Below are 20444 nucleotides of genomic sequence, written 5' to 3'. Positions count from 1 at the left end.
GCTACTGCCGCGCCAGGCAGCCGATGTTGGCCCCGGAAGCGGCCCCGGACGAAGACTCGAAGTGTGAACAACACACTGGAAAAACACGACGAACAAGGCCGGGTCTGGCTGATCACCGGCTGCTCCACGGGCTTCGGGCGGGAGCTCGTCCTGGCCGCTCTCGCGGCCGGAGACCGGGTGATGGCCACGGCCCGGCGGCCCGAAACCCTGGCCGACCTGGCCGAGCCGGGCCAGGGCCGGGTCAGCACGGCCGTACTGGACGTGACCGACTCTGCCTCGATCGAGGCCGCGGTGCAGGCGACGATCGCGGTCTTCGGCCGGATCGACGTACTGGTCAACAATGCCGGCTCGATGGTGCTCGGCGCCGTCGAGGAGGTGTCGATGGCGGATCTGCGCGAACAACTCGACGTCGTCTTCTTCGGTGCAGCCGAGATGACGAAGGCCGTCCTGCCATTGTTCCGCTCGCAGGGCTCGGGAACGATCGTGCAGATGAGCTCACTCGGCGGGCTCAAAACCTATCCCGGCTACGGCGCGTACCACGCGGCGAAGTACGCGCTGGAAGGTCTGTCCGAAGCGCTGGCGACCGAGGTCGCACCCCTCGGGATCCGCATCCTTCTGGTGGAGCCGGGCGCCTTCCGGACCGAGTTCAACCGCAACAAGCGAGCCACCGCCGAGCTGGACAGCTACCGGGACACCGCCGGCGCGACCCGGGTCGCGACCAGACAGCTGCTCGACTCCGAGCCGAACGACCCGGTCAAGGGCGTCGCGGCGATCATGAAGGCGCTGGACAGCGACAACCCGCCACTGCGCCTGCTGCTCGGCAATGACGCAGTCGACGGGCTCCGCGCACACCATGAGGCGCTCCTGGCCGAGGTGACCGAGTGGGAGCAGCTCAGCCGGTCCACTGCCATCGAGTAGCGGGCTGGAGCGGTCGCACTCCAGCCCGCTGGAGTATCAGGCCGAGTAGCCCTTCGGCGGAATCAGTGTGGCGAGCTGGTTGAAGGTGAGCCAGTACGTCGCGGTCGGGGCGAAGCCGGCCGGGTCGGCGATCAGCACGGTCATGTCGCTGGAGTCGTACCCGATCACGGTGAAGTAGTGGTAGATCGTGTAGTTCGGGTAACCCGGCGGGTGGTTGCTGGCCGGGGCGACGATGTTCGCGACGATCGGGTAGTTGTTGTCGATGTCGAGGGTGACGTCGCGCCAGAGCAGGTCGCGCTGCGCCTGGGTGGGCGGGTCGTTCGGCATCTCCTTGGTCTCGTACCAGCCGGTGCCGAGGTGGTTGTTGAGCACCCGGGTCACCTGCCCGATCCAGTCCGTACCGTTCGTGGTGGTGGGCAGTTCGTTGGCCAGCTGCTGCTGGCTCGGCGGTGAGATCCGGGCGGACAGGGCGATCCGGGTCGCTGCCGGGCCACACCAGTAGCCGGTCTGCTGGTACTGGAAGTCGATGGGCAGCGTCTTGACGGCCTGCGTCGAGTAGCCGAGCGTCGGCACCGGCTTGGCGGCCGCAGCGGCCTCGGCGGAGATGGCGGGCGCGGTTGGCACCGCGGTCGCCGGAGTGGATGCCATCGGCAACGCTGCTGCCGCGACCAGGGTCAGACCGCTCAGTGCGGCCTTGAGTTTCGTCGTCGTATGCCTCATGTCAGCTCCTCAGCCTCACAGGGACGCCGGGGCGTGGTCGTCCCATCACTGAGTGCATTCCTGCCGCCCCACCTTGTAAACCCCTCCAGCGCCCGTCCCGGCGCCGGCGCGACTGGTGTTTCCCCAGGTCAGAAGCGGTTTCCAGTCCCGCCGGCGTGGCGTGAAAAATGACCAACCCTTTCCATCCAGCTCGAAAGGTCAGGCTGCGGAGGTCTCCTCGAGCACCGGATCGATGATCTCCCGGACCAGCCACTGAACCGCCCGGTCCGGGTACGGGCGGGTCAGCGAGAGCACGATGTGGTCGAAGCCCAGCCCAGCCGCCCGGCGGATGATCGTTCGGGTCGCGGCCGGATCGTCGTACGAGACGAGTTGCTGCAGCGCGCGGCTGACTGTGGCCGGGTCGCGGCCGATGCGGGCGCACTCCGCGTCGAGTCGACGGGCCCGGTCGGCGAGAACTTCGAAGTCGGTGTGCGGCGGGCCGCTGATGTTCCAGATGTCGGCGTACTCGGCGATCAGCCGCATCATCCGGTTGCCCCAGCCGCCGATCAGGAGCGGCGGTCCCGGTCGCTGGATCGGCTTGGGCTCGTTCCGGTTCCGCTCGAGCCTGTAGTACCGGCCATGGAAGTCGAAGACGTCCTGCGTCCACATGCCGCGCAGGATCTCGATGGTCTCGCGGAGTCGGTCCACCCCTTCCCCCGGCGGGACCAGCGTCAGCCCGTACGCCTCGTACTCCGCGATGGCCGGGTTCGGTCCGGCGATACCTCCGGCACCGGGCGGTTGATGCGTACCGCCGGCACCGAGGCCCATGGTCAGCCGGCCGCCCGAGATCACGTCCAGGGTGCTGGCGATCTTGCCGAGTACGGCGGGCGCGCGGACGCGGTTGCTGGTCACGAGCAGACCGAAGCGAAGGCGGGTCGTCTGCGCGGCGAGCGCGGTGAGCAGCGTCCAGCCTTCCAGTACGTCGCCGTCCTTGGGCCCGACGAGCGGCAGGAAGTGGTCCCACAACCAGGCGTCGCGGAACTGCGGGAACTCGTCGGCCTCGAGCCAGACGCGCTGGATGTCGGCGTACGGGACATGCATCGGGGTGGTTTTCAAGCCGAAAGTCAGAGTCATAATCGTCAGGGTAGCTGATGATCAGCAGTCCTGACGATCAGTGGAGCGGTAGATTTGGCCCATGATGTCCGACCGGCTGGGGTATCTGCTCAAACATGTCCTCGCGCAGCTGACCGACGAGCAGGCCAAAGCGCTCGCCCCGTACGGGCTGAACGGCCGGGATCTCGCCGTACTGTCCGCAGTGGTTGCCGGTGAGCCGCTCTCGCAACTGGAGGTCGCGTCCAGGCTCCGAGTCGACCGGACCTCGATCGGCGACCTGCTCGACAGCCTGGAGGAACGCGGACTGGTCGAGCGCCGGCGCAGTCCGGAGGACCGGCGGCGCAACGTCGTGGTGCTCACCGCCAAGGGCGAGTCGACGTTCGAGGAGGCGGAGCGGGTGCGGCTGGAGGTTGAGCGCGAGTTCCTGGCCTCGCTGCCGGATGCCGACCGGTTCCGTGAGGATCTGCGGCTGCTGCTCGGGGAATGACCGCTGGGCAGCCGCAGTTGGAAATGAGGTCATGGCTGCTCTCACTGGGGTTCCGCTCTCCGTCTTGGACCGCTCGCGGACGCGGGCAGGTGAGACGGAAGCAGAGACATTGCGTGCGACCGTCGAGCTCGCGCAGCAGGTGGAAGAGCTTGGCTACAAGCGTTTCTGGGTCTCAGAGCACCACAGCGTGCCCGGAGTGGTCGGATCGGCTCCCACAGTGCTGGCAGCCGCGATCGCGGCCCGCACGAGCCGGATCCGCGTCGGCACCGGCGGTGTGATGCTGCCGAACCATCAGCCGCTCGTGGTCGCCGAGCAGCTCGGAGTGCTGGAGTCGCTGTACCCGGGCCGCATCGACATGGGCCTCGGCCGCTCTGTCGGCTTCACCAACGGCATCCGCCGCGCCCTGGGCGTCGAGAAGGACGCGGCCGAGGACTTCGCCGCACAGGTCCAGGAGCTACTGGGCTACTTCACCGGCACACTGCAGAACCAGGTCCACGCTCGTCCCGGAGAAGGTCTGCGCATCCCACCCTTCATCCTCGCTGTCGGCGAGGGCGCCCGCCTCGCCGCTTCGCTCGGACTCCCCCTGGTCATCGCCGGCAGGGATGAGTCGGCACTGCTCCACTTGGTCGACGGCTACCGCGCCGAGTTCCAGCCGTCCACGTGGGCTCCGCGGCCGTACGTCGTACTCGCGGTGACTGCCGCTGTTGCGGAGACCACGGAGGAGGCCAGGCAGTTGCTGTTGCCCGAGGCATGGGCGAGTGCCTACTCGCGCACGCGCGGGGTGTTCCCACCGCTGGAGCCTTCGGTACCTGGCGACCTGACCGCGAAGGAGCGCGAGCTCTTCGAGCAGTCGCTCCGCGGCCAGATCTACGGCACACCCGACCAGGTCGACGAGGCCCTCGGCGGGCTGGTACGTCGTACCGCCGCCGACGAAGTGCTGATCACCACGAACACCTACGACCGGGCCGACCTGGTCGCGTCGTACGCCGCTCTGGCCGAGCTGGCGGGCACTCGCCGTACCGTCAGCGGCTGAGCCGGTCCTCGAGGCGCTTGCGGACCTCGGGCCACTCGTCGACCAGGATCGAGAACACCACGGTGTCGCGGAACGAACCGTCGGCCTGCCGTCTCTCCCGGCGCAACATGCCTTCGCGGGTCGCACCGAGCTTGGCGATGGCCGCCTGCGACCGGGTGTTCGTCGAGCCGGTCTGGATCTTCACCCGGCCGAATCCGCAGTCCTCGAAGGCGTGCTGGAGCAGCAACAGCTTGGCCGCCGGGTTCACCGCCGTACCCCAGACCGCCGGCGCGTAGCCGGTCCAGCCGAGGTGGATCGATTCGTTGGTCAGGTCGACGTCGCCGAGGCTCGACGTACCGACGAGGGTGCCGTCGGCAACCAACCGGACCGCGTACGCGTAGCGCTGCTCCGATGACGGGATCCATTGCGCCCGCATGGCTTCGGCATCGGCCGGCATCCCGGCGATTCCACCGGCGAAGCCGGCGGCGTACACCTGCTCGTTGCCGATGGCGGCGTACAACTCCTCGATGTCGCCGTCCTGCAGCCGGTCCAGCCGGACGACCTCGCCTACCAGCGACCGTCCGTCGGGCGCCACCGTCATGCGCTCACCCCTTCACCAGAAGATGCAGCAGCAGCCAGACCGCAGGGGCCGTGGCCAGCAACGAGTCCAGCCGGTCCATCACACCGCCGTGCCCCGGCAGCAGGTTGGACATGTCCTTGATGCCAAGGTCGCGCTTGATCATCGACTCGCTGAGATCGCCCACCGTGGCTGTCAGCACGGCCACCGCGCCGACGATCGCACCGGCCCACCAGTCCCCGTCGAGCAGCCACACGACCGAACCGATGCCGGCACCGATGCACGCGAGGGTCGAGCCCGCGAAGCCCTCCCAGGACTTCTTCGGACTGATCGTCGGAGCCATCGGGTGCTTGCCGAACAGCACCCCGGCCGCGTAGCCGCCGACGTCACTGGCGACCACGACCAGGAAGAAGGTCAGAACCCGCTGCGGGCCGTCCGACTCCGGCTGGACCAGCAGGATCGCGAAGCCGGCCAGCAGCGGCACGTAGCCGATCAGGAACACCCCGGCGCTCGCGTCCCGGACGAACCCGACCGATCCGCCCGGCATCCGCCACCAGATCGTCGCCAGCACCGTGAGCGCGAGCGCGATCAGCAGCGCCATCGGTCCCCAGAAGTACGCCGCCATCAGCATCGCCGTCGTACCGGCGAACAGCGGGATCCTCGGGATCACCGCGCCGCCCGCACGCAGAGCCTTGATCATCTCGTCGACGGCCACCAGCACGGCGGCCAGCACGAGGACGGCGAACAGAACCTTCTGCCAGAACAGCGATCCGAGGATCAGGGCGCCGAGACCGACCCCGACCGCGATGGCCGCAGGCAGATTCCGCCCGGCGCGGCTCGGGCTGGGACTCGGCGTGGGCGTGCTGTCGACGCCCATCACACCTCGAGCAGTTCGGCTTCCTTGTGCTTGAGCAGATCGTCGATCGAGTCGACGTACTTCTTCGTCAACCCGTCGAGCCGCTTCTCAGCACTCTTGCCCTCGTCCTCGCCCGCATCGCCGTCCTTGACGGTCTTGTGCACCTGGTCCATGGCGTGCCGGCGGATGTTGCGGACCGAGACCTTGGCTTCCTCGGCCTTGGTCTTGGCGACCTTGATGTACTCCTTGCGCCGCTCCTCGGTCAGCTGCGGCATCACCACCCGGATCACCGAACCGTCGTTGCCCGGGTTCACCCCCAGGTCCGAGTCGCGGATCGCCTTCTCGATCGCCGCCATCGCACCCTTGTCGTACGGCGAGATCAGCACGGTCCGGGGCTCCGGGACCTGGAAACCGGCCAGTTGCTGCAGCGGCGTCGGGCTGCCGTAGTAGTCGGCCAGGATGCCCGCGAACATCTGCGGGTGGGCCCGGCCGGTGCGGATCGCGGCGAAGTCGTCCTTCGCGACCTCCACAGCCTTCGCCATCTTCTGCTCGGCTTCGCGGAGAGCTTGGTCGATCACGACATTCCTCGCTTCCTCAGGGCCGCCTCGGCGCGGCCACTGCATACCCTACGAACGCAGGTTTACCAGATAACGGACATCCACCCGTGTCGAACGATCCTAGTGGTACGCCGCGGTACCGGCTGCGGCCGGGGGACTACTGACCGGGAGAAACGATGGTCCCGATCTTCTCGCCGTGCACGACCCGGGCGATGTTGCCCTCCTCGAGGCCGAAGATCACGATCGGTAGCGCGTTGTCGCGGGCCAGGCTGATCGCGGTGGCGTCGGCGACCCGCAGTCCGCGGGCGAGGAAGTCGTCGTACGACAACTGGTCGAACTTCACCGCGTCCGGGTTCTTCTTCGGGTCGGAGTCGTAGACCCCGTCGACACCCTGCTTGCCCATCAGCAGCGCCTCGGCGCCGATCTCCAGCGCCCGTTGCGCGGCAACCGTGTCGGTGGAGAAGTACGGCATGCCGGAACCGGCGCCGAAGATCACCACGCGGCCCTTCTCCAGGTGCCGCTCGGCCTTGCGCGGGATGTACGGCTCGGCGACCTGGCCCATCGTGATGGCGGTCTGCACCCGGGTCTCGATCCCGAGCTTCTCCAGGAAGTCCTGCAGCGCCAGGCAGTTCATCACCGTGCCCAGCATGCCCATGTAGTCGGCCCGGTTGCGCTCCATCCCGCGCTGCTGCAACTCGGCACCGCGGAAGAAGTTGCCACCGCCGACCACCACGGCGACCTGGACGCCGGCCCGGGCCACCCCCGCGATCTGCTTGGCGATGGAGTTCACCACGTCAGGGTCGACGCCGAGCTTGCCGCCGCCGAACACCTCACCCGACAGCTTCAGCAGCACCCGGTGATAGGCCGGCGCGAACGGCGAAGAGGCCGGACTCGTCTCGGTACCCAGGGTTTCCGTCACGATTCCGGCCTCCTCGATCGTTGCTGTCTTGCTGATCCTTCGAAGATCCCGAAGCTCAGGCGCCGACCTCGAAGCGGGCGAACCGCTTCACGGTCACGCCGGCCTCGTCGAGCACGGCCTTCACGGTCTTCTTGCTCTCCTGGACCGACGCCTGCTCGAGCAGGACGACGTCCTTGAAGAAGCCGTTCACCCGGCCCTCGACGATCTTCGGCAGAGCCTGCTCCGGCTTGCCCTCCTCGCGGGCGGTCGCCTCGGCGATCCGCTTCTCGTTCTCGACCGTCTCGGCCGGGACCTCGTCGCGGGTGGTGTACAGCGGGCGCATCGCGGCGGCCTGCATGGCGGCACCACGAGCGGCCTCGACGTTGTCGCCCTCGAACTCGACCAGCACGCCGACCTGGGCCGGCAGATCGGCGGCACGCTTGTGCATGTACGCCGTCACCTGGCCGTCGAACACGGCGACCTTGCCCAGCTCGAGCTTCTCGCCGATGACCGAGGCCAGCGCCTCGATGTTCTCGGCGACGCTCTTGCCGTCGGACAGCTTCTCGCTCAGCAGGCCCTCGACGTCGGCGACCTTGCTGGCGGCGGCGTGCGCGACGATGTCGGCGGCCAGCTGCTGGAACTGCTCGTTCTTGGCGACGAAGTCGGTCTCGCAGTTCAGCTGGACCAGCGCGTTCTCCGCCGCGGCCACCAGGCCGTTGGTGGCGGAGCGCTCGGCGCCCCGCTTGGCGGCCTTGGCCGCGCCGTGGATGCGCAGCTCCTCGATCGCCTTCTCGAAGTCGCCGTCGGTGGTCTCGAGCGCCTTCTTCGCGTCCATCATGCCCGCGCCGGTGGCGTCGCGGAGCTTCTTCACGTCAGCGGCGGTGTAGTTCGCCATTCCTCGTTCTCTCGTCTTGTCGATGCGGCTGGATAGGCGGGCTCGAGTGCCGCCCGGTGTGAACCGGGCGGCAACTCAGGGCTGTCAGGCCTCGTCGGCCTTGGGGGCCTCGTCGGCCTTCACGGCGTCGACGGCCGGGGTCTCCTCGACAGCAGCCGGGGTCTCCTCGACAGCGGCCGGGGTCTCCTCGACAGCAGCCGGGGTCTCCTCGACAGCCGCCGGGGTCTCCTCGACAGCAGCCGGGGCTTCCTCGGCAGCGGCGGCCGGCGCGTCAGCGGCGGCATCCTTCGGCGCCTCGGCGGCTTCCGGAGCCTTCGCGGCGTCGCCATCAGCGGACTTGGCCTCGGAGGTGCCGTTCTGGCTCTCCAGCAGCTCGCGCTCCCAGGCGGCCAGCGGCTCCTCGGCGCCGAGCTCCTCACCGGCAGCGGCGGCACCCTGACCCGAACGGGCCATCAGGCCGTCGGCGACGGCGTCTGCGACCACGCGGGTCAGCAGGCCGACCGAGCGGATCGCGTCGTCGTTGCCCGGGATCGGGAAGTCGACCTCGTCCGGGTCGCAGTTGGTGTCCAGGATGCCGATGATCGGCAGCTTCAGCTTGCGCGCCTCGTCGACGGCGAGGTGCTCCTTCTTGGTGTCCACGATCCACACGGCGGCCGGAACCCGGGCCATGTCGCGGATACCACCGAGGGTCTTCAGAAGCTTGTCGTGCTCGCGCCGCTTCTGCAGCAGCTCCTTCTTGGTGACGCCCGAGGCCGCCACGTCGTCGAAGTCGAGCAGTTCCAGCTCCTTGAGCCGCTGGAGCCGCTTGTTCACGGTCTGGAAGTTGGTGAGCATGCCGCCCAGCCAGCGCTGGTTCACGTACGGCATGCCGACCCGGGTCGCCTGCTCGGCGATCGCTTCCTGAGCCTGCTTCTTGGTGCCGACGAACAGGATCGCCCCGCCCGAGGCGACCGTGCTGCGGACGAACTCGTAGGCGCGGTCGATGTACGACAGCGACTGCTGCAGGTCGATGATGTAGATGCCGTTGCGCTCGGTGAGGATGTAGCGCTTCATCTTGGGGTTCCAGCGCCGGGTCTGGTGCCCGAAGTGCACGCCGCTCTCGAGGAGCTGCTTCATGGTCACGACGGCCATGAGGGTGTTGCCTCCTGTCGCGCTTTCCCGGGTTCGCTCGGTCCGGTCGGCGCAGTCTCGGTTGTCTCGCGGCGGACCGGGGTGGACCGCCGTGCCTGATGCCCGTCGGCACGCAACCCACCCGGGAGGTCCCGGGACCGAGGGAGGCGCGCTGTTGTGCGGGCATGCGTAGTCGTCCCACTCACATGGGACGCCACCGGAAGTGTACGGGACCACCCCGGCCCAAAGCGAACCGGGCCCGGTTGTCCACAGCCCCGAACTCACCGCCGGAAATCAGGGGTTTCGACGGCATGTTCCAGGCATGAACGTCGTCCTTCTCGCCCTGACCCTCGCCACCGCAGGCCCGGATCCTGCGAACTGGCCCCTCCAACCCCGTCCCGAGGTCGTCCGCGGCTTCGAACTGCCCGCCAAACCCTGGCTCCCGGGCCACCGCGGCGTCGACCTGACCGGCTCCCCCGGCCAACCCGTCCGCGCCGCAACCTCCGGCACAGTCACGTATGCCGGTCAGCTCGCCGGTCGCGGCGTGGTCGCGGTGTCACACGGCGCGCGCCGGACCACCTACGAGCCGGTCGTCCCAGCGGTCACCGTGGGCACTCCCGTCACCATGAGCACGGTGATCGGCCATCTCTCGGGCGCCGGCTCGCACTGCGCACCCGCGACCTGCCTTCACTGGGGCCTGATCGAAGGCAAGCGCTACCTCAATCCGCTCACGCTGCTCCCGGGCCGCCCGGTCCGCCTACTCCCCCTCAGTTCCAGGCCAGCCGCGCCGCAGCGCGGCCTGTCGAGGCGCAGCCGGTTCACACCACCGCGTCGCTACCTCCCCAGCCGGTGCGTTCGACCGCGTCACCCCCGGCTTCAAGCTCCAACCGGACAGGCGCGATCGTGGTCGCCAGTACGGCGGCCTTGGCCCTGGCCGGCGGCCTCCTGCTCAAGCGCCACTAGGACACGCCTAGGCCAGGTTGAGCTGCCACGAGATCCCGAACCGGTCGCCGACCCACCCGAACTTCCGGCTCCAGCCGTACTCCCCCAGCGGCATCATCACCTTGCCCTTCTCGGACAAGACGGCGAACAGGCGGTCGATCTCAGCCTCGTCCGCACAGCCGACCCAGAGCGAGATCGACGGCGTGAAGTCGAACCCGTGCTGCACCGGGCTATCGCTGCACATGTACTGCTGACCCGCCAACGTGAAGATCGCATGCATCACCGAGCCGTCGGCGCCGGGTCCCTCCGGCCCGAAGCGAGTGATCGAGACGACCTCCGCATTGTCGAAGAGCGACAGGTAGAAGTTCATCGCCTCCTCGGCCCTGCCGTCCTGGAACATCAGGAACGTGGTGGTCTTCTGCTCAGCCATCAGTCCTCCTGTAGTCACGGCTTATATAAGGCCACACTGTAACAGTCGGATCAGGGTCCGGGGAGAGGTCAGCTGCCAGGAACGCGCGCTTGCCAGGCGTCCTCGTCGCGGGAGCGACGCTCGACGCCGGCCGGGAGCTTGTTCTTGGCGAGATCGATGAGCGTGGTGTGCTCGAGCACATCCCGCAGACTCGCGCGGGCGGCGATCCAGACGCGTTGCAGTACGACGGCCCGCTCGTTGTACGCGACGCTCTCGGGCCGCACCCCGGAGATGCTCACGATCGGTCCGTCGACCGCACGCATCACGTCGGCGACAGAGATCTCGTTCGGGTCCACGGCGAGTTTCCAGCCGCCGGACTGTCCCCGCTGACTCGCCAGGATCCCCGCACGCCGGAGGTCCGCCAAGATCCCCTGGAGGAACCCATGCGGAATGCCCTGCGCACGGCTGAGCTCCTCGGCCGACACGACCGACGGGTCGTTCGCCACCCATCGTTGGGTGATCTCGATCAGCGCCCGCAACGCATAGTCAGACTTCGCCGAAACCCGCATGAACCGCAGTCTGCCCCATCCCCGCACCCGCTCGCCGCATCCACCCGCGGACAGCCCGACAGATCAGGCCCGAGGGTGAGCCTGTTCGTAGGCCCGGCGCAGGCGGTCGGTGGAGATGTGGGTGTAGATCTGAGTGGTCGCCAGCGATGCGTGGCCGAGCAGTTCCTGGACGCTGCGAAGGTCGGCACCACCTTCGAGCAGGTGGGTTGCCGCCGTATGGCGCAGACCGTGCGGCGACAGGTCGGGGGCATCGACGACTCCGATCCGCTCGTGGACAAGGCGTCGTACCGCTCGCTGATCGATTCGGCCGCCACGGGCACCCAGGAACACCGCCGGCCCACTCCCCTGCCGCGCCAGCTGCGGGCGGGCTTCGTCGAGCCAGCGCCGCAGTGCGTCGGAGGCCGGCACTCCGTACGGGACAGAGCGTTCCTTGCGGCCCTTGCCGAAGACGCGGACGACTCGGCGCGAGGTGTCGATGTCGTCGATGTCGAGGGCACAGAGTTCGCCGACGCGGATGCCGGTCGCGTAGAGCAGTTCCATGATCGCCAGGTCACGCAGGCCGATCGGGCTGCCGTCGTCCGCCGCCACGGCCGCCGCGTCGAGCACGGCACGCGTGTCGGCCTGCCCCAACACTCCCGGCAGGCTCTTGTGCGGCCTCGGACTCGCCAGCAACGCGCCCGGATCCGTGCTGATCCGTCCGGTTCGCTGCGCCCAGGCGGTGAAGACACGCGCGGCGGTGGCGCGGCGCGCCATCGTGCTGCGTGCCTTCCCGAGGCTTTGCTGCTTGGCCAGCCACGACCGCAGCCCTCGGATATCCAGGCCTTCGAGATCATCGTGACCAAGACGAATCAAATGTTCGAGTAAATCCGCGACATCCCCACGGTACGCTCTGACCGAATGTCTGCTGAGGTCCCTCTCCGCCACCAGATGCCGTTCGTAGTCAGCCAGTAACGCAGTGAAACCTTCCGGCCAGGAAGGGTTCGCGCTGACATCGTCCGGCGTCATGCCTCGACGATGCGGGAGCCGACGCGGCATCGCAAGGCACCGCGCGGGGGCCGAGGACAGGAGGTCTGGTCGATAGCCCGACGGTCGACTACTGTTCGGCCCGATTGCCCTAGTAGCAACGGAGGCACCCCTGACCATGGCCCCCTCAGCGAACGGACAGACCGTAGGCCGGCGCCTGCCGGTCGAGTCTGCGTTCACTCGAGTCGAGGACGCACGGCACCGTCTGCCGCGCTTGTTCGGTCGTCGCGATCTGGTCGTACTCGGCCTGGGCGTGATGATCGGGTCCGGCATATTCAGCATCAGCGGCAACCAGGCGGCCAAAGTCGCCGGTCCGGCCGTGATTTTGTCGTTCGTCATCGCGGCGATCGTCTGTGTGCTGGCCGCGGCCTGTTACGCCGAGCTGTCGTCCACGATTCCTGTATCGGGTAGCGCGTACACCTTCAGCTATGTGACCTTCGGCGAGATGTGGGCCTGGCTGGTCGGCTGGGCGCTCGTGCTGGAACTCGTCACCGCGGCCGCGATCGTCGCCCGCGTCTGGTCGGCGTACTTCCTGGCCACACTGGACGGGTTCGGACTGACACTGCCCGACGGCGTGGCCAAGTTCTTCGGCCCGGATGCGAAGGTCAACCTGGTCGCGCCGCTGCTGCTGCTGATCCTGACCGCGCTGATCGTGACCGGTACGAAGCTGTCCGCCCGGGTGCTCACCGTGGTGGTGATCGCGAAGGTCGCCGTGATCGTGCTGGTCGTGGTGGTCGGCGCGGCGCACATCAACATGGACAACTACCACCCGTTCGTGCCGATGGCCCGGGCCGCGCCCGCGACCGCCAGTCCAACCTTGCTGGGCTGGATCCTGGACTCGTCGTTCGGTTCGTTTGGGATGATGGGCATCTTCACGGCCGCGAGCTCGATCGTGTTCGCCTACATCGGGTTCGACCTGATCGCGACCGCGTCCGAGGACGCGCGCAGCCCGCGCAAGACGGTCCCGCAGGGCATGCTGCTCGGCGTCGGCGCCGTCACGATCCTCTACATCGCGATGGCCGTGGTTCTGGTTGGAATGCGCCCGTACGGCGAGCTGGGCGGCAGCGCACCGGTCTCCGAAGCGTTGGCTGCGACAGGGGTCGGGTGGGCCGCGAAGGTGGTCAACCTGGGTGCGTTGCTCGCGCTGATGACAGTGATCATGGTGGTGCTGATCGCGCAGAGCCGTGTGTTGTTCAACATGGGCCGCGACGGTCTGCTGCCGAAGAGCCTCGGCCGGGTCAGCCGGGTGTACTCCTCCCCCGCCCGCGCGGCGGCCGCTGCCGGCTTTGCGGCACTGGCGCTGACGCTCTACCCGAAGGTGCTGGAGCTCGAGGAACTGCTGGTCATCGGCGCGTTGTTCTGCTTCGCGTTCTGTGCGATCGGCGTACTCACCCTGCGTCGCTCCGAGCCGAACCTGGAGCGTGGTTTCCGGGTGCCGATGGTGCCGCTGATCCCGCTGCTGTCGCTGGCCGCAACGGTGTGGCTGATGCTGAACCTGAAGACGAGCACGTGGACGAAGTTCGGTATCTGGATGGTCGTCGGCCTGGCGATCTACGGGCTGTACGGGCGCTGGCACAGCCGGCTGGCCAACGAGGACAGCTGGGACTACGACATCGGCGACACCGACCCTGGGACCGGTGGTCTGCAGGCGATCCGCACCGAGCAGCCTGGCGAGCCGACGAACGAGTTGCGTGCCGTCCGCACGCCGCCGCAGAAGCCGACGCGTGGCAAGCACATGCGCAACTGAGGTTGTCCACAGGCAGAAAGTGAGGTCCGAAATCGAGGCCTGATCCCGGCATGTTCTCTGCCGGAGGTGGTCATCGATGCGGACCAAGAACGTCGTCGGACGATACGGCGAAGACCTCGCCGCCAGGTATCTGGCCGGAGAGGGCTTCGCCATCCTCGAGCGCAACTGGCGCTGCGAGCTGGGCGAGATCGACATCGTCGCGCGCGAGGGCGACACGCTTGTCGTCTGTGAGGTGAAGACCCGGCGCGGGCTGAACTACGGCAGCCCGCTGGAGTCGATCACGTACCGGAAGCTGACCACGCTGCGGAAGCTGGCGGGTCGCTGGCTGCAGACCCACCAGCTCAAACCTGGCGCGATCCGGATCGACATCGTCGCCGTGCTCTTCGACCAGAACACGGCGCCGCAGGTCGACCACTTGCGAGGTGCGGCCTGATGCCGCTCGCACAGACGTGGTCCGTCGCGCTGGTCGGACTCGAAGGCCATCTGGTCGAGGTCGAGGCCGACATCGCGCAAGGCCTGCCCAAGACGACGCTCATCGGACTGCCGGACGCATCGTTGTCCGAGGCCCGTGATCGGGTCCGCGCCGCGGTGGTGAACAGCGGGGAGCGATTCCCCGATCGCAAGGTCACCATCGGCCTCTCACCGGCCACCCTGCCGAAGACCGGCTCGCATTACGACGTCGCCATCGCGCTCGCCTTGCTCACGGCCGCGGGAGTGATCGACGCCGAATCGTTGCGGCAGACCGCGATCATCGGTGAGCTCGGCCTGGACGGCCGGATCCGCGAAGTCCGTGGTGCGCTCGCGATGACCTTGGCCGCGGCCCGTTCCAGCTTCGAGCGCATCGTCGTCCCGGAGCTGAACTCGGGCGAGGCGCGCCTCGTGCCCGGCATCGAGGTGTACGGCGTGCGCTCGCTACGGCAGGTGCTTGCCCTGTTGCGTGGCACCGAGATCCCCAACGAGGCACCGCCGCGGGCTGAGCCCCGGCTGCTGTCCGAGTCGCTGACCCGGGTTCCGGAGGTCGATCTGGACGACATCATCGGTCAACGCGAGGGGCGACGGGCGATCGAAGCCGCGGCCGCGGGCGGGCATCACCTGTTCCTGCACGGGCCGCCGGGCTCGGGCAAGACGATGCTGGCTGAGCGGCTGGCCGGATTGATGCCGGACTTGAGCACGGACGACTCGCTCGAAGTGTCAGCAGTGCATTCGCTGGCCGGGCTGCTGACCAACGACGCCGAGCTGGTGGTGCGTCCGCCGTTCATCGCGCCGCACCACACCGCGTCCCTGTCCAGTCTTGTCGGTGGCGGCTCTGGCATGCCGCGGCCGGGGGCGATCAGCTGCGCGCATCGCGGGATCCTGTTCATCGACGAGGCGCCCGAGATGCATCCGCTGACGCTCGACACTCTGCGGCAGCCGCTGGAGTCCGGGTACATCGAGGTCCATCGGTCGGCGGCTGTTGCGAAGTTCCCAGCCCGCTTCATGCTCGTGCTCGCGGCCAATCCGTGTCCCTGCGGCATGTCCGGCGCCGGGAACGCGATCTGCAACTGCACGCCGCAGGTGCTGGCGCGGTATCGGCAGCGGATCAGTGGACCGATCAAGGATCGCCTCGACATTCAGCGGCAGATCCTGCCGGCCGCACGAGGGGACGCCGACCGCGAGGCCTCCGAGTCGACCGCGGCAGTGGCCGAGCGCGTGAAGGCGGCACGCGACCGGCAGGCGTACCGCTACCGCGAGACCGGCTGGATCCTCAACAGCGAGGTCCCCGGCCCGGTGCTGCGGCGCGAGTTCCCGTTGGATGCCGCCAGCCACAAACTCCTCGAGGACCTCTACACCGCCGGCCGCCTCACCGCCCGTGGTTTCGACCGCGTCGTCCGAGTGGCTTGGACCCTCGCAGATCTCCAAGGCATCGACCAACCAACCGCTGCCCTGACCCACGAAGCCTTCCAACTCCGCACCGGCGAACCCCTGACCGACCTCTCCGACACCCGCCCCCTCAAAGGAATCCCCGCATGACGCTCAACTGCATCACGGCTCCAAGGAACCTGGCTTCGCAGGAACCGGCCTCTGCCATCACCTCAGGCAATCAGTTGCCTGCGCCCCCATCCCGTCGCAGCACGTGTACGTCCTCTCCCCCGATGACGTTGCCTCGGGCATCCAGCACCTCCGCGGCTGAGGCGCGTGCGTCAGTGGCGGTCACGGAGGGGGTGGTGGGTGCAGCTGACGTGGTGGACGAGGCGTCGGTGGATGGGGTTGGCGGGACAGGTGGTGGTGGGACCGCGGGAGTTGGCGGGGGCGGGGATGAGGAGCGGCTGGTTCGGGTGGGGTTGTCCCGGGTGGTGGAGCCCGGGGACCTGGCGGCCTTGAAGGCGTTCGCAGGGATGGAGGTGCTGGAGATCTGGGAGTTCTTGCGGGGGAAGGCGCCAGGCACCGAGCGGTGGTCCACGCGGCTGGCTGCGGCGCAGCCTGAGCGGGACCTCGAGCGGGCGGCTGCTGCAGGAGCGCGGTTCGTGATCCCTGGGGACGACGAGTGGCCCGAGCAGGTGGAAGTACTGGCCGAGGCAGGGCAGCTGACTCGTCGGGCCGGCGTGCCGTTCGGGCTGTGGGTCCGAGGGCCGGCGCACCTGCGCAAGACGCTCGCGCGATCCGTCGCGATGGTGGGTGCTCGCGCGTGTTCGTCGTACGGCGAGCATGTCGCGGCGGAGCTCGCGGGTGGACTGGCGGACAACGGGATCACGGTGGTGTCAGGCGGGGCGTACGGGATTGATGCGGCGGCGCATCGGGGTGTGCTGGCTGGTTCCGGGGTGACGGTCGCCGTGCTGGCGTCTGGGGTTGATACGAGCTATCCGAAGAGCAACTCCGCGATGTTCAGCCGGATTGTGGAGGACGGGTTGGTGGTGAGTGAGCTGCCACCGGGATGTTCACCGACCAAGCTGCGGTTCCTGGCGCGCAACCGGCTGATCGCGGCGGGCACGCTCGGCACGGTCGTCATCGAGGCAGCGGTCCGGAGCGGAGCGCTGAACAGCGCAGGTTGGGCCGAGCAGTGCGGACGTGCCGTCCTCGCGGTGCCGGGGCCGATCACGTCCCGCATGTCCGCAGGCAGCCACTTGCTGGTCCGCGAACGAGACGCCGTACTCGTCACGAGCGTCGCCGAGATCATCGAGGCCGTCTCCCCGCTCGGCACCGGCCTCGCGCCGCGCCCACAAGCCCCCAAGAATCCCAGCGACGACCTGCCCCACGACGTCCGCCGCACCCTCGACGCCGTCCCGGTCGTCAACCCAGCGCCCGCCGCCCGCATAGCCACCACCGCAGGCCTGGACCTCCCGACCACCCAGTCCTGCCTCGAAACCCTCGCCGCCCTCGCCCTGGTCCACCCCACCCCAACCGGCTGGCGCCTGACACCGACCCCACCCTGATGCGGGGTGGGGTAGGAGTCGGCGGGGTCAGCGGCCGAAGTCGGAGTCCTTGGGGACTTCCAGGTCGGACTTGGCCAGTTCTTCGATGTTGACGTCGCGGAAGGTGACGACCTTCGCGTTCTTGACGAAGCGGGCGGATCGGTAGACATCCCAGACCCACGCGTCGGCCATGGTCACCTCGAAGTACACGTCGCCGCCCTCGGTGCGGACCTTCAGGTCGACCGCGTTGCACAGGTAGAAGCGCCGTTCGGTCTCCACGACGTACTTGAAGATCCCGACGACGTCCTTGTACTCCCGATAGAGCTGCAGCTCCATATCGGTTTCGTACTTCTCGAGGTCGTCAGCGCTCATACTCCACCTCGCAACGCTCGGATCCGGCATGAGCGCTGAGAGCGCTGTGCTTGTTTGGGCGCTCGCTGCGCTCGCTCATCGGCTCTCCACTCCGGTGGGACTGGTCACATTCTGTCCCATATCGGGTCGCAGACTGCGGCGGACATTCTCGAACCGCCGTCGATGTTGTGGGCACGGGCCGTATTCGTCCAGCGCCGCCTGGTGTTCGGGCGTGCAGTAGCCCTTGTGGATCCCGAAACCGTACTGCGGGTACACCTTGTCCCAGTGCTCCATCACCCGGTCGCGCGTCACCTTCGCGATGATTGACGCGGCAGCGATACAGGCGGCCACGCGATCACCCTTCCAGATCGCGAGGCCAGGGACGCCGAGCCCGTCGACGCCGAACCCGTCGGTCAGCACGTACGCCGGGCGCACGTCGAGGCGGAAGAGCGCGCGGCGGAGCGCCTCCACGTTGGCGACGTGCATGCCCAGGCGATCGCACTCGGTGGACTCGATGGCGACGACCGACCAGGCCAGGGCGCGCTTGCGGATCTCGTCGTAGCAGCGGTCACGGGCCTTCGCGGTCAACAGCTTCGAGTCGGCGAGCTCCGGGATCTGGCCGCGCTTGCCCTCGGGGAGGATCACCGCAGCCGCGACCAGCGGTCCCGCGCACGGTCCGCGGCCCGCCTCGTCCACGCCGGCGATCGGATCCAGGCCGACGCGGCGCAGCGCCCGCTCGTACCCGTACAGCCCGGCATCGCGCCGTACCGTGCTCCCGCGCGGCAACACGCTCATGCAGCCCTCCGCATCACAGCTCCCACCCTAGGCAAGACCACCCTAGGCACGACCACCGACGTCCCCGCTGAGCGGGGTCTTGTCATTTGGGCGGTGGGGTGAGGGATATCGAGGGTTTGTCCGGCGCCGGCCCGGGCGCCGGGACGGCTTTGAAGGTGTCGGGGACGCCGAGCTTGCCCCAGCGGCCCGCGGGCCAGACGATCATGATGGCGCGGCCGGTGACCTTGTCCATCGGGACGAACGCTGCGTCGCCGGGATTGTTGCCGTTGGCGTCCACGTCGCTCAGATGGACGCGGGAGTCGCCCGAGGCGGACCGGTGGTCACCCATCACGAACACGCGCCCAGCTGGCACAGTGACCTGGAACTCCATCTGGGATGGTGCGTCGCCCGGGTACAGGTAACTGGTCTCGTCCAGAGGCTGGCCGTTCACCAGCAGCCGGCCCTTCTCGTCGCAGCAGGCGACCTTGTCGCCCGGCATGCCGATCAGGCGCTTGATCAAGTGGCCGTGGCTGGAGTCCGGCAGCAGGCCGACGATCTCGAAGAACCGGCCGATCGACCCACGCTTCTGACCGCTCTCCTCCGGGCCGAGCCAGCCGCCCGGGTCCTCGAACACGACCACGTCGCCGCGCTTGACATCGGTGAGCTTCTCCACCACGACGCGGTCGCCGACCAGCAGGGTGTTCTCCATCGACTCGCTGGGGATGATGAACATCTGCCCGACGAACGCCCGCAGGATCGACGAGACGATGAGCGCCCCGACCACGATCAGCACGAACTCGCGAGCGGCGGCCGCGAAGCCCGATCGGTGTGCGGGTTTCTCGTCCGTCTTCGTCGGTGTATCGGTCACTTCTTCAGCCCCGGCTTCTTGAAGGTTTCCGGAGGACGCAGCATCGTCATCCGGTCAGACGGCCAGATTACGCAACAGGCCCGGCCAACCACGTTCTCGACCGGCACGAACCCACCACCGGGGCCGCCCATATGGGCGCGGGAGTCGGCGGATTCGGCGCGATTGTCCCCCATCACCCACAGGTGGCCTGGCGGCACCACCACGCTGAAGGGCAGCTCGGACGGCTTCGCGTCCTTGAGCAGGTACTCGCGTTCGTCCAGCGGGATGCCGTTGACGGTGATCCGGCCCGAGCGGTCGCAGCAGATCACCTTGTCGCCGCCGACGCCGATCACCCGCTTGACCAGGTGCCCCTCGCCGCTGCGCGGCAGGATGCCGACGAACTCGCCGACCCGGCGGAACGGGCCGGGCTCGGTCTGCGCCTCGTTCAGCCAGTTCGCGGGGTCCTTGAACACGATGATGTCGCCGCGGTCCACGTCCCGGTGCATGTAGCTGATCTTCTCGGCCAGGATGCGGTCGTTCGTGGTCAGCGTGTCGTACATCGACTCCGACGGTACGTAGAACGCTTCCGCGACGAACAGCCGCAGTACCACCGTGATGACGAGGGCGAGCACCGTGACGGTGCTCATCTCGATGAGCAGGCTGAGCAGCGGATTGCGCTGCTTCAGCCTGCGGTGACGTCCCTTACTGCGACGTGCCCTCCGGGCGACCGGGCGAGGGCGAGCGCGAGTCGCAGTGCTCGGCGCCATAGGTGACCGTCGTCGCTACGACGCTCAGGAGGCCGGGACGTCCCGCTTCTCCTTGATCTTGGCTGCCTTGCCGCGCAGCTCACGCAGGTAGTACAGCTTGGCCCGGCGGACGTCGCCGCGGGTCACGACCTCGACCTTCTCGACGATCGGGGTGTGCAGCGGGAAGGTCCGCTCGACGCCGACACCGAAGCTGACCTTGCGGACCGTGAAGGTCTCCTGCAGGCCACCACCCTGGCGCCGGATCACGACACCCTGGAACACCTGGACGCGGGACCGGTTGCCCTCGACGACCTTGACGTGCACCTTGACGGTGTCACCGGGACGGAAGGCGGGGATGTCGTCACGCTTGCTCGCGTTGTCGAGCTCGTTCAGGATGTTGCTCATCAGGTGTCTCTTCCTCGCGCGTGCCACAGGTCACCCACGAATCTCGGTGGTGATGAAGTCATCAGGAGGCTCTGCATAGCTGCACAGCTCATCGCGTGCTGCCGGTCGGTGGTCACCCCC

At 68.2% G+C, this 20444-nt stretch carries 24 protein-coding genes and 1 pseudogene; 8 read left to right on the top strand and 17 right to left on the bottom strand.

What is annotated here, in order from left to right:
* Positions 1-63: 63 nt before the first annotated feature.
* Positions 64-918, top strand: coding sequence for an oxidoreductase (locus ACIBG5_RS26405; protein WP_396394103.1), 855 nt, complete (start codon positions 64-66; stop codon positions 916-918).
* Positions 919-954: 36 nt separating this feature from the next.
* Here the strand turns inward: ACIBG5_RS26405 and ACIBG5_RS26400 are convergent, their stop codons facing one another.
* On the bottom strand, positions 955-1638 hold the full coding sequence (locus tag ACIBG5_RS26400) for a C39 family peptidase (RefSeq protein WP_396394102.1): 684 nt from the start codon (positions 1636-1638) through the stop codon (positions 955-957).
* Positions 1639-1836: 198 nt separating this feature from the next.
* Positions 1837-2751, bottom strand: a complete 915-nt coding sequence (locus ACIBG5_RS26395) for an LLM class flavin-dependent oxidoreductase (protein ID WP_396394101.1) — start codon at positions 2749-2751, stop codon at positions 1837-1839.
* A gap of 61 nt (positions 2752-2812) precedes the next feature.
* Between ACIBG5_RS26395 and ACIBG5_RS26390 the strand changes: the two genes are divergently transcribed.
* A complete protein-coding gene (locus ACIBG5_RS26390) occupies positions 2813-3217 on the top strand; it encodes a MarR family winged helix-turn-helix transcriptional regulator (RefSeq protein WP_393397090.1) in 405 nt (134 codons plus the stop codon).
* 31 nt (positions 3218-3248) lie between these two features.
* Positions 3249-4250, top strand: coding sequence for an LLM class flavin-dependent oxidoreductase (locus tag ACIBG5_RS26385; RefSeq protein ID WP_396394100.1), 1002 nt, complete (start codon positions 3249-3251; stop codon positions 4248-4250).
* On the opposite strand, the gene ACIBG5_RS26380 is transcribed toward ACIBG5_RS26385, so the two are convergent.
* The 6 genes from ACIBG5_RS26380 to rpsB all read right to left on the bottom strand — a co-directional run bounded on the left by ACIBG5_RS26380 (position 4240) and on the right by rpsB (position 9143).
* Positions 4240-4830, bottom strand: a complete 591-nt coding sequence (locus tag ACIBG5_RS26380) for a GNAT family N-acetyltransferase (protein ID WP_396394099.1) — start codon at positions 4828-4830, stop codon at positions 4240-4242. The two genes, ACIBG5_RS26385 and ACIBG5_RS26380, sit on opposite strands and share 11 nt — an antisense overlap.
* A gap of 4 nt (positions 4831-4834) precedes the next feature.
* Positions 4835-5683, bottom strand: coding sequence for a phosphatidate cytidylyltransferase (locus tag ACIBG5_RS26375; RefSeq protein ID WP_396394098.1), 849 nt, complete (start codon positions 5681-5683; stop codon positions 4835-4837).
* Positions 5683-6237 (bottom strand): ribosome recycling factor, encoded by a 555-nt coding sequence (frr, locus tag ACIBG5_RS26370; RefSeq protein ID WP_396394174.1) that lies wholly within the window; start codon positions 6235-6237, stop codon positions 5683-5685. Before frr ends, ACIBG5_RS26375 begins: the two co-directional genes overlap by 1 nt.
* A gap of 139 nt (positions 6238-6376) precedes the next feature.
* Positions 6377-7138, bottom strand: a complete 762-nt coding sequence (pyrH, locus tag ACIBG5_RS26365; protein WP_238163420.1) for a UMP kinase — start codon at positions 7136-7138, stop codon at positions 6377-6379.
* Between the two features lie 55 nt (positions 7139-7193).
* Entirely contained in the window at positions 7194-8012 is an 819-nt protein-coding gene (gene tsf, locus ACIBG5_RS26360; protein WP_131354969.1) for a translation elongation factor Ts, read from the bottom strand.
* Positions 8013-8096: 84 nt separating this feature from the next.
* A complete protein-coding gene (gene rpsB, locus ACIBG5_RS26355; protein ID WP_396394097.1) occupies positions 8097-9143 on the bottom strand; it encodes a 30S ribosomal protein S2 in 1047 nt (348 codons plus the stop codon).
* A 301-nt stretch (positions 9144-9444) separates the two neighbouring features.
* On the opposite strand from rpsB, the pseudogene ACIBG5_RS26350 reads away from it, so the two are divergent.
* Positions 9445-9837: pseudogene (locus ACIBG5_RS26350) on the top strand (peptidoglycan DD-metalloendopeptidase family protein); the annotation flags it as partial.
* Between the two features lie 103 nt (positions 9838-9940).
* Here the strand turns inward: ACIBG5_RS26350 and ACIBG5_RS26345 are convergent.
* From ACIBG5_RS26345 to ACIBG5_RS26330, 4 genes are all read right to left on the bottom strand, one after another.
* Positions 9941-10075, bottom strand: a complete 135-nt coding sequence (locus ACIBG5_RS26345) for a hypothetical protein (RefSeq protein WP_396394096.1) — start codon at positions 10073-10075, stop codon at positions 9941-9943.
* A gap of 17 nt (positions 10076-10092) precedes the next feature.
* Positions 10093-10494 (bottom strand): VOC family protein, encoded by a 402-nt coding sequence (locus tag ACIBG5_RS26340; RefSeq protein ID WP_396394095.1) that lies wholly within the window; start codon positions 10492-10494, stop codon positions 10093-10095.
* Positions 10495-10562: 68 nt separating this feature from the next.
* A complete protein-coding gene (locus tag ACIBG5_RS26335) occupies positions 10563-11042 on the bottom strand; it encodes an Rrf2 family transcriptional regulator (protein ID WP_131354981.1) in 480 nt (159 codons plus the stop codon).
* A 63-nt stretch (positions 11043-11105) separates the two neighbouring features.
* Entirely contained in the window at positions 11106-12047 is a 942-nt protein-coding gene (locus ACIBG5_RS26330) for a tyrosine recombinase XerC (RefSeq protein ID WP_396394094.1), read from the bottom strand.
* Between the two features lie 136 nt (positions 12048-12183).
* Here ACIBG5_RS26330 and ACIBG5_RS26325 point away from each other — a divergent pair, with 136 nt between their 5' ends.
* The 4 genes from ACIBG5_RS26325 (at position 12184) to dprA (ending at position 17222) form a co-directional block, all read left to right on the top strand.
* Positions 12184-13812 carry an APC family permease gene (locus ACIBG5_RS26325; protein WP_396394093.1) on the top strand — a complete coding sequence of 543 codons (1629 nt, stop codon included), beginning with the start codon at positions 12184-12186 and terminating at the stop codon, positions 13810-13812.
* Between the two features lie 76 nt (positions 13813-13888).
* Complete coding sequence (locus ACIBG5_RS26320; RefSeq protein WP_360452222.1) at positions 13889-14245, top strand: YraN family protein; 357 nt, start codon at positions 13889-13891, stop codon at positions 14243-14245.
* Complete coding sequence (locus tag ACIBG5_RS26315; RefSeq protein WP_396394092.1) at positions 14245-15822, top strand: YifB family Mg chelatase-like AAA ATPase; 1578 nt, start codon at positions 14245-14247, stop codon at positions 15820-15822. Before ACIBG5_RS26320 ends, ACIBG5_RS26315 begins: the two co-directional genes overlap by 1 nt.
* A 194-nt stretch (positions 15823-16016) precedes the next feature.
* Positions 16017-17222 carry a DNA-processing protein DprA gene (gene dprA / locus ACIBG5_RS26310; RefSeq protein WP_396394091.1) on the top strand — a complete coding sequence of 402 codons (1206 nt, stop codon included), beginning with the start codon at positions 16017-16019 and terminating at the stop codon, positions 17220-17222.
* A 27-nt stretch (positions 17223-17249) separates the two neighbouring features.
* On the opposite strand, the gene ACIBG5_RS26305 is transcribed toward dprA, so the two are convergent.
* From ACIBG5_RS26305 to rplS, 5 genes are all read right to left on the bottom strand, one after another.
* Positions 17250-17573 (bottom strand): DUF2469 domain-containing protein, encoded by a 324-nt coding sequence (locus ACIBG5_RS26305; RefSeq protein WP_012922325.1) that lies wholly within the window; start codon positions 17571-17573, stop codon positions 17250-17252.
* A 75-nt stretch (positions 17574-17648) separates the two neighbouring features.
* Complete coding sequence (locus tag ACIBG5_RS26300; protein WP_131517714.1) at positions 17649-18347, bottom strand: ribonuclease HII; 699 nt, start codon at positions 18345-18347, stop codon at positions 17649-17651.
* Positions 18348-18429: 82 nt separating this feature from the next.
* The gene (gene lepB, locus ACIBG5_RS26295) at positions 18430-19194 is read right to left on the bottom strand and encodes a signal peptidase I (protein ID WP_131355009.1); all 765 of its coding nucleotides are present in this window, start codon (positions 19192-19194) and stop codon (positions 18430-18432) included.
* Positions 19191-19820 carry a signal peptidase I gene (lepB, locus tag ACIBG5_RS26290; RefSeq protein WP_238163422.1) on the bottom strand — a complete coding sequence of 210 codons (630 nt, stop codon included), beginning with the start codon at positions 19818-19820 and terminating at the stop codon, positions 19191-19193. The genes lepB (ACIBG5_RS26295) and lepB (ACIBG5_RS26290) overlap by 4 nt, the downstream gene beginning before the upstream one ends.
* A gap of 144 nt (positions 19821-19964) precedes the next feature.
* Complete coding sequence (gene rplS / locus ACIBG5_RS26285) at positions 19965-20324, bottom strand: 50S ribosomal protein L19 (RefSeq protein ID WP_131355015.1); 360 nt, start codon at positions 20322-20324, stop codon at positions 19965-19967.
* Positions 20325-20444: the final 120 nt, after the last annotated feature.

Source organism: Kribbella sp. NPDC050241 (genome assembly GCF_044459685.1).
GTDB lineage: Bacteria > Actinomycetota > Actinomycetes > Propionibacteriales > Kribbellaceae > Kribbella.
This window is presented reverse-complemented; position numbering and strand designations above follow the sequence as displayed.

Excerpts from the sequence above, each read along its gene's own strand:
- ACIBG5_RS26335 (WP_131354981.1), bottom strand. The coding sequence starts at position 11,042 with ATGCGGGTTTCGGCGAAGTCTGACTATGCGTTGCGGGCGCTGATCGAG.
- ACIBG5_RS26400 (WP_396394102.1), bottom strand. The coding sequence starts at position 1,638 with ATGAGGCATACGACGACGAAACTCAAGGCCGCACTGAGCGGTCTGACC.
- rpsB (WP_396394097.1), bottom strand. The coding sequence starts at position 9,143 with ATGGCCGTCGTGACCATGAAGCAGCTCCTCGAGAGCGGCGTGCACTTC.
- ACIBG5_RS26325 (WP_396394093.1), top strand. The coding sequence starts at position 12,184 with ATGGCCCCCTCAGCGAACGGACAGACCGTAGGCCGGCGCCTGCCGGTC.
- ACIBG5_RS26320 (WP_360452222.1), top strand. The coding sequence starts at position 13,889 with ATGCGGACCAAGAACGTCGTCGGACGATACGGCGAAGACCTCGCCGCC.
- rplS (WP_131355015.1), bottom strand. The coding sequence starts at position 20,324 with ATGAGCAACATCCTGAACGAGCTCGACAACGCGAGCAAGCGTGACGAC.
- tsf (WP_131354969.1), bottom strand. The coding sequence starts at position 8,012 with ATGGCGAACTACACCGCCGCTGACGTGAAGAAGCTCCGCGACGCCACC.
- ACIBG5_RS26390 (WP_393397090.1), top strand. The coding sequence starts at position 2,813 with ATGATGTCCGACCGGCTGGGGTATCTGCTCAAACATGTCCTCGCGCAG.
- ACIBG5_RS26315 (WP_396394092.1), top strand. The coding sequence starts at position 14,245 with ATGCCGCTCGCACAGACGTGGTCCGTCGCGCTGGTCGGACTCGAAGGC.
- ACIBG5_RS26395 (WP_396394101.1), bottom strand. The coding sequence starts at position 2,751 with ATGACTCTGACTTTCGGCTTGAAAACCACCCCGATGCATGTCCCGTAC.
- ACIBG5_RS26385 (WP_396394100.1), top strand. The coding sequence starts at position 3,249 with ATGGCTGCTCTCACTGGGGTTCCGCTCTCCGTCTTGGACCGCTCGCGG.
- ACIBG5_RS26330 (WP_396394094.1), bottom strand. The coding sequence starts at position 12,047 with ATGACGCCGGACGATGTCAGCGCGAACCCTTCCTGGCCGGAAGGTTTC.
- ACIBG5_RS26305 (WP_012922325.1), bottom strand. The coding sequence starts at position 17,573 with ATGAGCGCTGACGACCTCGAGAAGTACGAAACCGATATGGAGCTGCAG.
- ACIBG5_RS26300 (WP_131517714.1), bottom strand. The coding sequence starts at position 18,347 with ATGAGCGTGTTGCCGCGCGGGAGCACGGTACGGCGCGATGCCGGGCTG.
- ACIBG5_RS26380 (WP_396394099.1), bottom strand. The coding sequence starts at position 4,830 with ATGACGGTGGCGCCCGACGGACGGTCGCTGGTAGGCGAGGTCGTCCGG.
- lepB (WP_238163422.1), bottom strand. The coding sequence starts at position 19,820 with ATGAGCACCGTCACGGTGCTCGCCCTCGTCATCACGGTGGTACTGCGG.
- ACIBG5_RS26375 (WP_396394098.1), bottom strand. The coding sequence starts at position 5,683 with ATGGGCGTCGACAGCACGCCCACGCCGAGTCCCAGCCCGAGCCGCGCC.
- ACIBG5_RS26340 (WP_396394095.1), bottom strand. The coding sequence starts at position 10,494 with ATGGCTGAGCAGAAGACCACCACGTTCCTGATGTTCCAGGACGGCAGG.